General features: G+C 45.9%; 15 protein-coding genes. All 15 read right to left on the minus strand.

The annotated features are described in order from the left end of the window. Positions 1 to 147: 147 nt before the first annotated feature. The gene (locus tag VHA02S_RS14500; RefSeq protein WP_005429758.1) at positions 148 to 570 is read right to left on the minus strand and encodes a F0F1 ATP synthase subunit epsilon; all 423 of its coding nucleotides are present in this window, start codon (positions 568 to 570) and stop codon (positions 148 to 150) included. 18 nt (positions 571 to 588) lie between these two features. Further along, complete coding sequence (atpD, locus tag VHA02S_RS14505) at positions 589 to 1,992, minus strand: F0F1 ATP synthase subunit beta (protein WP_005451025.1); 1,404 nt, start codon at positions 1,990 to 1,992, stop codon at positions 589 to 591. A gap of 35 nt (positions 1,993 to 2,027) precedes the next feature. Beyond that, a complete protein-coding gene (gene atpG, locus VHA02S_RS14510; RefSeq protein WP_005440806.1) occupies positions 2,028 to 2,894 on the minus strand; it encodes a F0F1 ATP synthase subunit gamma in 867 nt (288 codons plus the stop codon). 44 nt (positions 2,895 to 2,938) lie between these two features. Further along, a complete protein-coding gene (atpA, locus tag VHA02S_RS14515) occupies positions 2,939 to 4,480 on the minus strand; it encodes a F0F1 ATP synthase subunit alpha (RefSeq protein WP_005451027.1) in 1,542 nt (513 codons plus the stop codon). A gap of 13 nt (positions 4,481 to 4,493) precedes the next feature. Next, the gene (atpH, locus tag VHA02S_RS14520) at positions 4,494 to 5,027 is read right to left on the minus strand and encodes a F0F1 ATP synthase subunit delta (RefSeq protein WP_017191014.1); all 534 of its coding nucleotides are present in this window, start codon (positions 5,025 to 5,027) and stop codon (positions 4,494 to 4,496) included. Between the two features lie 14 nt (positions 5,028 to 5,041). Beyond that, positions 5,042 to 5,512: a F0F1 ATP synthase subunit B gene (gene atpF / locus VHA02S_RS14525; RefSeq protein ID WP_005451032.1), complete on the minus strand. Its 471-nt coding sequence runs from the start codon at positions 5,510 to 5,512 to the stop codon at positions 5,042 to 5,044. Positions 5,513 to 5,583: 71 nt separating this feature from the next. Next, positions 5,584 to 5,838, minus strand: coding sequence for a F0F1 ATP synthase subunit C (gene atpE / locus VHA02S_RS14530; RefSeq protein WP_002540812.1), 255 nt, complete (start codon positions 5,836 to 5,838; stop codon positions 5,584 to 5,586). Positions 5,839 to 5,893: 55 nt separating this feature from the next. Further along, the gene (atpB, locus tag VHA02S_RS14535; RefSeq protein ID WP_005451034.1) at positions 5,894 to 6,706 is read right to left on the minus strand and encodes a F0F1 ATP synthase subunit A; all 813 of its coding nucleotides are present in this window, start codon (positions 6,704 to 6,706) and stop codon (positions 5,894 to 5,896) included. A gap of 8 nt (positions 6,707 to 6,714) precedes the next feature. After that, on the minus strand, positions 6,715 to 7,104 hold the full coding sequence (locus tag VHA02S_RS14540) for a F0F1 ATP synthase subunit I (protein WP_005440813.1): 390 nt from the start codon (positions 7,102 to 7,104) through the stop codon (positions 6,715 to 6,717). Between the two features lie 189 nt (positions 7,105 to 7,293). Further along, positions 7,294 to 8,175: a ParB/RepB/Spo0J family partition protein gene (locus VHA02S_RS14545; RefSeq protein WP_005451035.1), complete on the minus strand. Its 882-nt coding sequence runs from the start codon at positions 8,173 to 8,175 to the stop codon at positions 7,294 to 7,296. 23 nt (positions 8,176 to 8,198) lie between these two features. Then, entirely contained in the window at positions 8,199 to 8,972 is a 774-nt protein-coding gene (locus tag VHA02S_RS14550; RefSeq protein WP_005451036.1) for a ParA family protein, read from the minus strand. 10 nt (positions 8,973 to 8,982) lie between these two features. Beyond that, entirely contained in the window at positions 8,983 to 9,618 is a 636-nt protein-coding gene (gene rsmG, locus VHA02S_RS14555) for a 16S rRNA (guanine(527)-N(7))-methyltransferase RsmG (RefSeq protein ID WP_005451038.1), read from the minus strand. Beyond that, positions 9,618 to 11,513, minus strand: a complete 1,896-nt coding sequence (gene mnmG / locus VHA02S_RS14560; RefSeq protein WP_005451040.1) for a tRNA uridine-5-carboxymethylaminomethyl(34) synthesis enzyme MnmG — start codon at positions 11,511 to 11,513, stop codon at positions 9,618 to 9,620. Before mnmG ends, rsmG begins: the two co-directional genes overlap by 1 nt. Before the next feature lie 469 nt (positions 11,514 to 11,982). After that, positions 11,983 to 12,423, minus strand: coding sequence for an FMN-binding protein MioC (gene mioC / locus VHA02S_RS14565; RefSeq protein WP_005451042.1), 441 nt, complete (start codon positions 12,421 to 12,423; stop codon positions 11,983 to 11,985). Between the two features lie 99 nt (positions 12,424 to 12,522). Then, a complete protein-coding gene (gene mnmE / locus VHA02S_RS14570) occupies positions 12,523 to 13,884 on the minus strand; it encodes a tRNA uridine-5-carboxymethylaminomethyl(34) synthesis GTPase MnmE (RefSeq protein WP_038897969.1) in 1,362 nt (453 codons plus the stop codon). Positions 13,885 to 13,913 lie beyond the last annotated feature (29 nt).

Genomic DNA, 13,913 nt, shown 5'->3' on the forward strand with positions numbered 1-13,913 from the left:
ATAACCTATTGACGTTCTATTTTAATTGGGCGTTATTTTAAACAGCTTGAAAGGAATAGTTAATGGTGGGATGTAAATTTCCAACTAAAATTAATCAAAAAGGCGACCAATTGGCCGCCTTTTTTCATGCAACGTTGCTAATTGAGCTTAGCGACGCTTTTTGGTCAGCTCGATAACTCGTAGCTGAGCAATGGCTTTAGCCAGTTCACTGGCCGCTTGTGCGAAGTCCATGTCACCATGCTGATTCTGGATTTGCTCCTCAGCGCGGCGCTTGGCTTCTTCTGCCTTCGCTGCGTCTAGATCTTCACCACGAATCGCAGTATCAGCCAGTACTGTAGCAGTACCAGGCTGAACTTCGACCATACCACCAGAGACATAAATGAACTCTTCGTGGCCGTGCTGTTTCACAATACGCACCATACCAGGCTTAATAGCGGACAGCAGCGGAGTGTGACCGTGGAAAATACCCAGTTCACCTTCGCTACCGGTCACCTGAAACGTTTCTACACGACCAGAGAAAATACGTTTCTCAGCGCTTACTACGTCTAGGTGAAAGGTTATTGGTGCCATATCGCCTCCTAGTTAGCCTTATAGCTTCTTCGCATTCTCGATAGCATCGTCAATCGTACCGCAGTACATGAACGCTTGCTCTGGAATGTCATCGTATTCACCAGCTAGTAGACCTTTGAAGCCACGTAGTGTCTCTTTAAGAGGTACGTAAACGCCTGGGTCACCTGTAAATACTTCCGCTACGTGGTAAGGCTGAGTTAGGAAACGCTCAATCTTACGTGCACGAGATACAACTTGCTTATCTTCTTCAGATAGCTCGTCCATACCTAGAATCGCGATGATATCTTTCAGCTCTTTGTAGCGCTGAAGTGTCTGCTGAACGCCACGAGCTGTGTCGTAGTGCTCTTGACCAACTACTAGTGGGTCTAGCTGACGAGAAGTCGAATCTAGTGGGTCGATCGCAGGGTATAGACCCATAGCTGCGATGTTACGGTTAAGTACAACCGTTGCATCCAAGTGCGCGAACGTTGTTGCTGGAGACGGGTCAGTCAAGTCATCCGCAGGTACGTATACCGCCTGTACAGACGTGATAGAACCTTGCTTAGTTGACGTGATACGCTCCTGAAGTACACCCATCTCTTCTGCAAGAGTTGGCTGGTAACCTACCGCAGAAGGCATACGACCTAGAAGTGCTGATACCTCAGTACCTGCAAGCGTGTAACGGTAGATGTTATCAACGAACAGAAGTACGTCACGACCTTCGTCACGGAAACGTTCTGCCATTGTTAGACCAGTCAGTGCAACACGTAGACGGTTGCCTGGTGGCTCGTTCATCTGACCGTAAACCATCGCTACTTTAGATTCTTCAGGATTCTCAACGTTTACAACGCCCGCTTCCTGCATCTCGAAGTAGAAATCGTTACCTTCACGAGTACGTTCACCAACACCAGCAAATACTGATAGACCTGAGTGTTGAAGTGCGATGTTGTTGATAAGCTCCATCATGTTAACGGTCTTACCTACACCTGCACCACCGAATAGGCCGATTTTACCACCCTTAGCGAATGGACAAACCAAGTCGATTACTTTAACACCAGTTTCTAGAAGTGCTGTTTCGTTTGATTGCTCTTCGTAGCTTGGTGCTTCACGGTGAATAGAGTAAACCTCTTCTGCACCGATCTCACCACGCTCATCAATCGCGTCACCTAGGACGTTCATGATACGACCTAGAGTTTTAGTACCTACTGGTACTGAAATTGGAGCGCCAGTGTTAACCACTTCAACGCCACGACGTAAACCATCAGAGCTACCCATTACGATACAACGAACTACGCCACCGCCTAGCTGTTGTTGAACCTCAAGAACTAGACGCTCTTTAGATTCTGTAACGTTTAGAGCGTCATATACACTTGGTACTTCGCTCTGTGGGAACTCTACGTCGACTACCGCACCGATGATCTGTACGATCTTACCTGTAGCCATCGTTAATCCTCTAAACTATTTCGTTTTACCTAAGCTTAAACCGCAGATGCACCACCAACGATTTCCGATAATTCTTGTGTGATCGCAGCCTGACGGGCTTTGTTGTACACAAGTTCTAAATCTTCAATCAAGTTGGTTGCGTTATCCGTTGCAGCCTTCATCGCAATCATTCGAGCCGCTTGCTCACAAGCAAGGTTCTCAACCACACCTTGGTATACCTGAGACTCTACGTAACGCACTAGAAGTGTGTCTAATAGAGGTTTTGGCTCAGGCTCATAGATGTAGTCCCATGAGTGCTCACGCTGCATCTCTTCGCTGTCCGATTTAGGCAAAGGTAGCAATTGATCGATCGTTGGTTGCTGAATCATAGTGTTCACAAACTTGTTGAACACCACATATAGACGATCCAGTTCACCTTCATCGTATTTCTTAAGCATTACGCCAACAGAACCGATTAGGTCTTCTAGGCTTGGGCTATCACCCAGACCAGAAACCTGTGCCGCAACTTTTGCGCCACCATGTTTAAAGAAAGCTGTTGCTTTTGAACCAATTACAGCCAGTTCAACTTCAGCACCTTTCTCTTTCCATGATTGCATGTCTGTAACGGCTTTCTTGAACACGTTAATGTTCAAACCACCACACAGACCACGGTCTGTCGAAACGATGATGTAACCAACACGTTTAGCTTCACGCTCTTCTAGGTACGGATGACGGTACTCTAGGTTTGCGTTAGCCACATGACCGATCACTTTACGCATTGTTTCAGCGTATGGACGAGAAGCTTCCATTGCGTCTTGAGAACGACGCATTTTTGAAGCTGCTACCATTTCCATCGCTTTCGTAATTTTCTGAGTGCTTTTAACACTACCGATTTTATTACGTATCTCTTTTGCGCCGGCCATCGTTACTCTCCGTTAGTTGGTGGCAGAAACTGCCACCGACCTAATTACCAAGTTTGGGTTGCTACGAAGTCGTCAGTCAGTTTCTTCAACTGAGCTTCAACTTCATCGTTGTATGCACCCGTCTTGTCGATCTCAGCTGCGAATTCAGCGTATTGACCGCGAGCGTACGATAGTAGAGCCGCTTCGAAATCTAGCAGTTTGCTTAGTTCAACATCTGCTAAATAGCCGCGCTCTGCCGCGAAGATTACTAGTGCTTGGTCAAATACAGACATTGGAGCGTACTGCTTTTGCTTCATTAGTTCTGTAACTTTTTGACCGTGGTCTAGCTGTTTCTTCGTCGCTTCATCAAGGTCAGACGAGAACTGCGCGAATGCCGCTAGTTCACGGTACTGAGCTAGTGCAGTACGGATACCGCCTGATAGCTTCTTGATGATTTTCGTCTGAGCTGAACCACCTACACGAGATACTGAGATACCTGGGTCAACCGCTGGACGTACACCTGCGTTGAATAGCTCAGTTTGTAGGAAGATCTGACCATCGGTAATCGAGATTACGTTAGTCGGTACGAATGCTGAAACGTCACCTGCTTGAGTTTCAATGATAGGAAGAGCAGTTAGAGAACCAGTCTTACCTTTCACTTCACCGTTAGTGAAACGCTCTACGTACTCTTCGTTTACACGAGCTGCACGCTCTAGTAGACGCGAGTGTAGGTAGAATACATCACCTGGGAATGCCTCACGGCCTGGTGGACGTTTTAGTAGTAGAGAGATCTGACGGTAAGCTACCGCTTGCTTAGATAGATCATCGTAAACAATCAGTGCGTCTTCACCGCGATCGCGGAAGTATTCACCCATCGCACAACCTGCGTATGGCGCTAGATATTGTAGCGCTGCAGATTCAGAAGCAGATGCAACAACAACGATAGTGTTAGCTAGCGCGCCGTGCTCTTCTAGTTTGCGAACTACGTTAGCGATAGTCGATGCTTTCTGACCGATTGCTACGTAGATTGAGAAAATACCAGAGTCTTTCTGGTTGATAATCGCGTCGATCGCCATTGCTGTTTTACCAGTCTGACGGTCACCAATTACAAGCTCACGCTGACCACGACCGATTGGGATCATTGAGTCAACTGATTTGTAACCAGTTTGCACAGGTTGGTCTACCGATTTACGGTCGATTACACCTGGTGCGATTACTTCTACAGGCGAAGTCAATTTAGCTTCGATTGGACCTTTACCATCGATAGGCTCACCTAGTGTGTTCACTACGCGACCTAGAAGTTCTGGACCAACTGGCACTTCAAGAATGCGACCAGTACCTGTAACTTTCATGCCTTCCTTAAGGTCAGCATATGGGCCCATTACTACCGCACCAACCGAGTCACGCTCAAGGTTAAGTGCTAGTGCATAACGGCCACCCGGTAATTCAATCATTTCACCTTGCATCACGTCCGCTAGGCCGTGGATGCGGATGATACCATCGCTTACCGATACGATAGTACCCTCGTTGCGAGCTTCACTAACAACTTCGAAAGATTCGATACGTTGTTTGATCAGATCGCTAATTTCCGTGGAATTAAGTTGCATGCTCCAATCCCCATTAAGACTGCAATGCATCGCTCAGGCGGTTCAAACGACCACGCGCTGAGTCATCGATGACTAGGTCTCCGGCTCGAATAATAACCCCACCAAGTAGGGTCTCATCTACACTGCAATTCAGCTTCACTTTGCGTTCAAGACGCACTTCAAGTTTGCTGCCAATGTTTGCAAGTTGTTCATCAGAAAGTTCGCTTGCTGAAATTACTTCAACATCGATTTCTTTCTCATGCTCTTTCTTCAATAGGAAGAATTGTTCACAAACATCAGGAAGGGCCGTCAGACGACCATTCTCAGCCATTACCTTAATCAGGTTTTGACCGTGCGCATCAACTTGTTCGCCACAAACTGCAACAAAGATTTCTGCCATTTTGTCAGCAGAAACAGAACCCGTTAGAAGTTCATTCATTTGTTCGTTTTTGGCAACTTCAGCAGCAAAAGATAGCATTTGACCCCATTGGTCTAGCTGATCTTTGTCTACAGCAAAGTCGAAGGCTGCTTTAGCATAGGGGCGTGCGATTGTAGTCAAATCAGACATATGCGCCCCCAGACTTAAAGTTTTGCAGTAATGTTGTCGAGAATATCTTTCTGAGCGTCTTTATCGATAGTACGCTCAAGGATTTTCTCAGCACCAGCTACAGCCAGAGTAGCAACTTGTTTGCGCAGCTCATCGCGTGCACGATTACGTTCAGCTTCAAGTTCTGCTTCCGCTTGCGCTAGGATTTTCTGGCGTTCTGCCTGAGCTTCCTCGCGAGCTTCATCAATAATTTGAGACTTACGCTTGTTCGCTTGGTCGATGATCTCAGTTGCTGTGCGCTTCGCTTCTTTCATCTGATCAGAAGCGTTGGCTTGTGCTAGATCCAAGTCTTTTGCAGCACGTTCCGCTGCTTGAAGACCATCAGCAATTTTCTTCTGACGCTCTTCGATCGCTTGCATCAATGGTGGCCATACATACTTCATGCAGAACCACACAAATAGTGCGAACGAGATTGCTTGACCTAGCAGAGTTGCGTTTATGTTCACAACAGCTACCCCTCTATTTGGACTTAGTGTTAATCAGTGACAAGCCTGAGCTCGTCCCGAGTTAAAGGTGATTAACCTAGTTGACCAACGAATGGGTTTGCGAATGTGAATAGTAGCGCGATTACGATACCGATCATTGGAACCGCATCAAGTAGACCTGCGATGATGAACATCTTAACTTGTAGCATAGGAGCCATTTCTGGTTGACGTGCTGCACCTTCTAGGAATTTACCACCTAGTAGTGCGAAACCAATCGCTGTACCAAGAGAAGCAAGACCGACGATAATACCTACGGCGATTGCAGAAAAGCTCAGTAAAGTTTCCATTACTATCTCCAATTTATAGTTGTTGGCTTAGTGCCCAAATAAAAAGCTTAAAAAATTAATGATCAGAATCTTCGTGTGCCATTGACAGGTAAACAATTGTCAACATCATGAATACGAAGGCTTGAATCGTAATAACCAAGATATGGAAGATTGCCCACGGTAGTGAACCCATCCATTGCAAGTACCATGGTAGCATTGCCGCACAAAGAATGAATACAACCTCACCCGCGAACATGTTACCGAATAGACGCATACCAAGTGATAGAGGCTTCGCTAGTAGCGATACCACTTCAATCAGTAGGTTAAACGGAATCATCAGTGGGTGATTGAATGGATGTAGTGCAAGTTCTTTTGCGAATCCACCTAGACCTTTCACTTTGATGCTGTAGTAGATCATCAATGCGAAAACGCCTAGAGCCATAGCCATGGTGATATTCACATCAGCAGACGGTACAACCTTAAGATAAGGGATACCTAGCCAATGCTCTGCTGGGTACGGTAAGAAGTCGATAGGAACTAAGTCCATCACGTTCATCAAAAATACCCAACAAAAGATAGTCAGTGCTAAAGGCGCGATCAGTGGGTTGCGTCCATGGAACGTGTCTTTGACGTTTTCCGCGACAAATTCAACGATCATTTCTACAGCACACTGAAGCTTACCCGGTACACCCGCTGTTGTTCTCTTCGCTACTTTGTAAAAAATTCCGAGGAAGATTAAACCAGTAAACCAAGAAAAAAACAGGCTATCGATATGTACGTTCCAGAAACTTGTCTCCTCCGCTACTAGACCTAACTTGTAAAGAGATAGGTTAGTAAGGTGGTGGGCAATGTAACCGGACGATGTTAGCGCTTCACCTGGCGCAGCCATAACTCATCCTATTTTTTGTTGTTAATGAATAGCACTGGTGCACAGATATTAATACCTAGTACCAGCAAATAGGTTAGTTTGAGGGGAACAAGTTCCACCTGCATATACATGTAGGCTACGTAGAACAACACAACCGTGATGAGGATTTTCAGAACTTCGCCTGTATAGAAAGAAGCCGCGATACGCTTGGCAGCGCGAGCCCCACTAAACATAAAAGCACATAACGCAAAGACAGCATTGGCAACAACAAAAATGCCCCCACCAACCAGCGCTGAAATTCCCCATTCAGGATTCACGGCTATCGCCATTCCTGCAGCCACAAAAATAACCGCGCCAGACTGGATCATTAACAATTGCTTTGCGAGCTCTCGTCCTGGTCTAGCTAACGCAGCTACCATGTATTCGTACCTCTAGTAATATCCACTTTGCACTAAACTCTCTGTGCAGGGAAATTGGCGAAAATTATACGGTGAGAACAATTGAATGCAATTATATTGCATCAAAAACTTACAGTTTTGTTTACAATCCGACAACTTTCACACAAAATTCGATTATTTTGATTAATTGACCTAAATCAATTATCTCATCTAGGCCTCTAGCTTGGCAATCAGTTGATCCAATTTGTGAGGCTCATCAAGACTTATCGTCACTTTCGCTTTGCCGTTTGCAGAACGGACCAAAGAAACCTTAGCATCAAGCAGTTGACTCAATTTATGCGACATTTGCTCTGCTTCGGTATCTTCTTGTTGAGCTTTTTGCTCATTCTGTGGGGCTAAGCACTTTTTTACTAACTGTTCGGTTTGGCGAACAGTCATTTGCTTCTTAGCCACTTGTTGCGCCACTTCGACCTGCTGTTCGCCTTCTAACGCTAACAGAGCTCGAGCATGACCCATTTCCAATTTTTTATCTGCAACCAGACCTTTTACATCAATTTCCAACTGATTTAGACGTAATAGGTTGCTCACGGTCGTTCTTGATTTTCCGATCACATCGGCCACTTGCTGATGTGTCAACGTGAATTCATCTTGTAGACGTTCAAGCGCTTGCGCTTCTTCAATCACGTTCAAATCTTCGCGCTGAATGTTTTCAATCAACGCCATCGCTATCGCAGCACGGTCTTCGACCTTTTTCACCAAACAAGGTACACGTTTTAGACCGGCTTGCTTTGCCGCACGCCAACGACGCTCACCTGCGATGATTTCAAACTGACCGCTTGCCACTTGGCGAACCACTATTGGCTGAATAATGCCTTGCGATTGAATCGAAGCGGCTAGTTCTTCTAGCGCTTCTGGAGCCATATCTTTACGAGGTTGGTAAACACCCGGCTGCAATTGACCAATAGCCAAATCAGTCAACTCGCCATCAGCCGACAACGCTTGGCTTTGCGATGCAATGTGCTGTTTTTCACGAGCTAACGAACTGGTCGACAACAACGCATCCAGTCCTTTTCCTAGACCACGCTTAGACATAGGAGGAATTCCTTAGGTTAGAGTTAAACTGGGATTTCTTCGCGGCGGAGCATTTCGCCCGCTAAAGCAAGATACGCTTTGGCGCCAGCTGAGTACTTGTCATAGTACATAGCTGGTTTACCGTGGCTCGGCGCTTCGGCCAAACGCACATTACGTGGGATCACAGTACGGTAAACTTTACTACCAAAGTGTTTTTTAAGTTGATCGGATACTTCATTAGATAGGCGGTTACGTGGGTCGTACATGGTACGCAGTAAACCTTCAATTTTGAGGTTCTCATTAACCACGGCCGCTAACTTGCTGATTGTATCCATAAGAGCAGTTAAACCTTCTAACGCAAAGTATTCACATTGCATCGGCACCAGCACAGAGTCGGCTGCGGCCATTGCGTTGATTGTAAGAAGGTTTAGAGAAGGAGGACAATCAATAAAGATGAAATCATAGTTATCGCGAACTGGCGCAAGGGCGTTTTTGAGACGAACCTCACGCGCGAATACTTCCATCAATTTGATTTCTGCAGCAGTCACGTCACCGTTCGCTGCAATCAGATCGTATTTCCCAGTGGTTTGTGTGCAAACCACTTGATCAAAAGGGGTATCTTCAACCAAAAGATCATACGCTGTCGCGTCAACCATGTACTTGTCGACACCACTAGCCATAGTAGCATTGCCTTGAGGGTCGAGATCGATCACCAAAACTTTGCGCTTTGTTGCCGCCATCGAAGCTGCTAAGTTAATGCACGTTGTTGTTTTGCCGACCCCACCTTTCTGGTTGGCGATTGCTACAATTTTACCCACGATTACCTCGCTAATTTTCCTTGCGCGATAAGATTACTAGATGACGATCACCTTCCAACTCAGGAACAGCTAAAGATATGATCTCCGTCACACTACACCATTCAGGAAGCTGATCTATTTCATCTTTAGGGTGTTGTCCTTTCAATGCAAGAAACACCCCTGAATCTTGTTTAGGCAAATGATGACACCATTCCACCATGTCCGTCATTGAAGCAAAAGCTCGACTCAAAACGCCATCAAATTTTTCTTCTGGCTGGAATTCTTCAACGCGACTTTGAATTGGTGTCACATTTTTCAACCCAAGTGCGTGCACAACTTGCTTGAGAAAACGAATGCGCTTACCAAGGCTATCGAGCAAGAAGAACGTCTTCTCAGGGTTCATGATTGCGAGTGGAATGCCAGGTAAACCAGGTCCTGTGCCAACATCGATAAAGCGCTCACCCGGTAAGTGAGTGCTAACGATGATGCTATCAAGGATATGTTTCACTAACATCTCAAGCGGATCACGGACCGACGTCAAGTTGTAAGCTTTGTTCCACTTGTCGAGCAATTCGACGTAACCGACTAACTGCTCGCGTTGCTTTTCAGACACTTCTAAATCGGTTTGTGCGATCAGCTCGTCTAATCTGGTACGTAAAGCGCTCATTATTCTTCCTCACCTTTCTTCAGCAAACCGTGCTTCTTCAGGTGAACAAGCAAAATAGAAATCGCCGCAGGGGTAATGCCCGAGATGCGAGATGCAATACCAATGCTTTCTGGTTTCGCTTCTGTCAGCTTTGCAACGACTTCATTGGAAAGACCTTTCACGTCTTTGTAGTCCAAATCAGCTGGCAACTTAGTGTGCTCATGGCGCAGTGATTTTTCGATCTCTTCTTGTTGACGCTTGATGTAACCATCGTACTTAACCTGAATTTCAACTTGCTCAGCAGCTTGTTGATCTTCCAATGCCGGAGCAAAAGCTTCGAGCTCGGTCAATTGTGAGTATGAGATCTCTGGGCGACGAAGAAGATCCTCACCACTTGCTTCACGCGCCATTGGCGTTTTCAGCAGCTTGTTTAATTCATCGATACCGATTGAATTTGGATTCATCCAGGTCGACTTTAGGCGTTGGCGCTCAGTTTCCATGTTGTCGATTTTTTCGTTGAAACGTGCCCAACGAACATCATCAATCAAACCAAGTTCACGTGCTTTTTCAGTCAAACGCAAATCGGCGTTATCTTCACGTAGCAACAAACGGTATTCCGCTCGAGACGTGAACATTCGGTACGGTTCTTTGGTACCCATGGTCGACAGATCGTCAATTAGAACCCCCATGTAAGCTTGGTCACGACGAGGGCTCCAGCCTTCTTTGCCTTGACTGTGCAAACTTGCATTAAGACCAGCCATTAAACCTTGTGCAGCGGCTTCTTCATAACCTGTTGTACCGTTGATTTGCCCCGCGAAGAACAAACCATTGATGAATTTGGTTTCGTACGTTTGCTTCAAATCACGAGGGTCGAAGAAATCGTATTCAATCGCATAACCAGGACGAACAATGTGTGCGTTTTCAAACCCTTTCATTGAGCGAACGATTTGAACTTGAACGTCAAACGGCAAACTGGTGGAAATACCATTAGGGTATAACTCGTGCGTCGTTAAACCTTCTGGCTCAATAAAGATTTGGTGACTGTTTTTATCCGCAAAGCGCATCACTTTGTCTTCGATAGACGGACAGTAGCGTGGACCTATACCTTCGATCACACCAGCGTACATTGGGCTACGATCAAGGTTATTACGGATCACTTCATGAGTTTGCTCATTGGTGTGAGTGATAAAACATGGGATCTGACGTGGATGGTGCTCTCGTTTCCCCATAAATGAAAATACAGGTGTCGGGTTGTCACCATGCTGCGCTTCTAGCACTGAGAAATCAACGCTTCGAGCATCAATACGCGGTGGCGTACCTGTTTTTAATCGATCAACTCGGAATGGTAGTTCACGCAATCGATCCGCCAATGCTATCGATGGTGGATCACCAGCACGACCACCGGATGAACTTTCCATACCAATGTGGATCTTACCACCAAGGAAAGTACCAACCGTTAATACCACAGCTTTCGCGTGGAATTTCAGCCCCATTTGTGTCACAACGCCAACCACACGATCTTGCTCCACAATCAGATCGTCGACCGATTGCTGGAACAGAGTTAGATTTGGCGCATTTTCTAATGCGTTGCGTACGTATGCTTTGTATAGAGCACGGTCTGCTTGAGCTCGTGTAGCTCGAACCGCTGGACCTTTGGAAGCATTTAGCGTTCGGAATTGAATACCTGCATGGTCAATGGCTTCAGCCATCAGACCGCCCATAGCATCCACTTCTTTTACTAAGTGACCTTTACCGATACCACCAATCGCCGGATTACAAGACATCTGGCCTAATGTATCGATGTTATGGGTAAGGAGAAGGGTTTTTTGTCCTGTGCGTGCAGATGCGAGCGCGGCTTCCGTTCCTGCGTGTCCGCCACCAACAACAATGACGTCAAAGTTTTCGTGATAAAGCATGAACTGACCTCAGGTATTCAAAGGATTTAATGGACAGATAAAAAAGAGCGGTATTTTACCTTTTTTATCTATGAGAGAGAATCGTTTTCTCGCTTTTCACATTTTAGACCTTAAGACTATATATATAAGATCTATATATATGATCTTTTATTGGATCTATTATTAGGATCGCAGGTTTCTGTGGATAACTGGAAAATGATCAACAAGATCATGGATCTTCTTTGGATCAAATCTTGTGATCATGATTTGATCTGATCGAGGATTTCCTGAGATCAAAATTGATGGTTATGCACAGGGCTAAAAAAAGATCTAAGTTGTTATTTGGATAACTAAAGGAAAGTCACTGGATCTTACCTTACTTATCCACAGATGTTTTGGGTGTTTTTTGAGCGGTTGAACGGTGTTGGCTGATAGGAGTTATTCACAAAGAGGAAAAACAGAGCCGTAATTCGGCTCTGTGAAAGGGGGATTAAGCAGAAAAACGTGCGAGGTTCTCGTTTAACCAAGCTTCTGCTGCGTCTTCAGGTACATCATGGTTAAGCACGTCTATTTTCAAGCAATCTGCTAAAGGTGTTGCACCAATATCTTCTAGTAGGTCATATGCATGCTGACCTGCTGCACAGAATGTATCGTAGCTTGAATCACCAATTGCGATGACGGCGAACTTCACATCCGCCATTTTTGGTGGCGTATTTTGCAGTGCGTTGATGAAAGGTTGGATATTGTCTGGATATTCACCTGCACCGTGAGTTGAAGTGATAACTAACCAAGTGCCTCGATTCTCGATCGACGACAACTCTGGTTGATTGTGGATCGTTGTTTCCAATCCGTTCTCATTGAGTAGATCACTTAGGTGATCACCAACGTATTCCGCACCACCGAGAGTACTGCCTGTAATAATGTGGATCATGTGTCTTCCTTTATAAGTCATACCAACGACAAGTTGCAGTTGTTCGTCAGTACAAAAAGAAACGCGGTGTTAAGCTTATGCCTGACACCGCGCGTTTTACTATTTACCGATACAGAATGAGGAGAAGATTCGTCCAAGGAGGTCATCGGAACTGAACTCTCCGGTAATCTCGTTCAAGTGTTGCTGAGTGATACGCAGTTCTTCTGCCAAAATCTCGCCAGCCATGAAGCCTTCAAGCTGTTCTTGACCTATTTGTAGGTGCTGAGCTGCACGTTCTAATGCATCGAGATGGCGACGACGAGCCATAAAGCCGCCTTCCGTATTGCCTGAGAAGCCCATACATTCTTTTAAATGGGTGCGTAAAGCATCCACACCTGCGCCTGTTTTTGCCGAAAGACGAATTAACGTTGGATCATTCACATGGCAGATCCCCATTTCTTCACCGGTTTGATCCGCTTTGTTACGGATCACCGTCATTCCAATACTGTTTGGTAGGCGATCAACGAAATCCGGCCATATGTCTTTTGGATCCGTGGCGTCAGTCGTGGTGCCATCTACCATGAAGAGCACACGGTCCGCTTGGGCTATTTCGTCCCATGCTCGCTCGATACCGATTTTCTCAACCTCATCTGAAGCATCACGCAGACCGGCAGTATCAATAATGTGTAGAGGCATACCATCAATGTGAATGTGTTCACGCAGTACATCACGTGTTGTACCGGCAATATCAGTCACAATTGCAGACTCTTTGCCTGACAGAGCATTCAGAAGGCTAGATTTACCCGCATTAGGACGACCTGCAATCACGACTTTCATACCTTCACGCATGATGGCGCCTTGGTTTGCTTCTTTACGCACTGCATCTAGGTTATCGATGATGGCTTGAAGATCGGCTGATACTTTTCCATCGGCAAGAAAGTCTATTTCTTCTTCAGGGAAATCGATCGCTGCTTCAACGTAAATTCGTAGGTGAATCAACGACTCCACCAGCGTTTGAATACGTTGTGAGAACTGACCCTGCAGCGATTGCAATGCTGATTTTGCCGCTTCTTCTGAGCTTGCATCGATCAAGTCTGCGATCGCTTCAGCTTGCGTTAAGTCCATCTTATCATTCAAGAATGCACGTTCTGAGAATTCGCCAGGACGGGCTGCACGAACACCATCAATGCCCAGAATACGTTTAATTAGCATGTCCATTACAACAGGACCGCCGTGACCTTGAAGTTCTAGAACGTCTTCGCCAGTGAACGAATGTGGGTTAGGGAAGTACAGTGCAATGCCTTGGTCTAGCACGATGCCATCTTCCGCTTGGAATGGCAGATACTCTGCGTAGCGAGGCTTTAGCGTTTTACCTGTGACTTCTAGTGCCACTTGATTGGCCTTAGGGCCTGAAACACGAATAATGCCGACACCACCACGACCGGGTGCGGTAGCCTGAGCGACAATCGTATCTGTAGTCATAATCTTGCCTTTTGAGCTGGGCTATAGGG

This window comes from Vibrio harveyi NBRC 15634 = ATCC 14126 = KCTC 12724, from assembly GCF_001591145.1.
In the GTDB taxonomy this organism is placed as follows: Bacteria; Pseudomonadota; Gammaproteobacteria; order Enterobacterales; family Vibrionaceae; genus Vibrio; species Vibrio harveyi.

What these genes read in the sequence shown, in the direction of transcription:
- VHA02S_RS14500 (WP_005429758.1), bottom strand. Translation starts at nt 570, where the DNA reads ATGGCACCAATAACCTTTCACCTAGACGTAGTAAGCGCTGAGAAACGT.
- atpA (WP_005451027.1), bottom strand. Translation starts at nt 4,480, where the DNA reads ATGCAACTTAATTCCACGGAAATTAGCGATCTGATCAAACAACGTATC.
- atpH (WP_017191014.1), bottom strand. Translation starts at nt 5,027, where the DNA reads ATGTCTGATTTGACTACAATCGCACGCCCCTATGCTAAAGCAGCCTTC.
- mioC (WP_005451042.1), bottom strand. Translation starts at nt 12,423, where the DNA reads ATGATCCACATTATTACAGGCAGTACTCTCGGTGGTGCGGAATACGTT.
- rsmG (WP_005451038.1), bottom strand. Translation starts at nt 9,618, where the DNA reads ATGAGCGCTTTACGTACCAGATTAGACGAGCTGATCGCACAAACCGAT.
- atpE (WP_002540812.1), bottom strand. Translation starts at nt 5,838, where the DNA reads ATGGAAACTTTACTGAGCTTTTCTGCAATCGCCGTAGGTATTATCGTC.
- atpG (WP_005440806.1), bottom strand. Translation starts at nt 2,894, where the DNA reads ATGGCCGGCGCAAAAGAGATACGTAATAAAATCGGTAGTGTTAAAAGC.
- mnmE (WP_038897969.1), bottom strand. Translation starts at nt 13,884, where the DNA reads ATGACTACAGATACGATTGTCGCTCAGGCTACCGCACCCGGTCGTGGT.
- VHA02S_RS14540 (WP_005440813.1), bottom strand. Translation starts at nt 7,104, where the DNA reads ATGGTAGCTGCGTTAGCTAGACCAGGACGAGAGCTCGCAAAGCAATTG.
- atpD (WP_005451025.1), bottom strand. Translation starts at nt 1,992, where the DNA reads ATGGCTACAGGTAAGATCGTACAGATCATCGGTGCGGTAGTCGACGTA.
- atpB (WP_005451034.1), bottom strand. Translation starts at nt 6,706, where the DNA reads ATGGCTGCGCCAGGTGAAGCGCTAACATCGTCCGGTTACATTGCCCAC.
- mnmG (WP_005451040.1), bottom strand. Translation starts at nt 11,513, where the DNA reads ATGCTTTATCACGAAAACTTTGACGTCATTGTTGTTGGTGGCGGACAC.
- VHA02S_RS14545 (WP_005451035.1), bottom strand. Translation starts at nt 8,175, where the DNA reads ATGTCTAAGCGTGGTCTAGGAAAAGGACTGGATGCGTTGTTGTCGACC.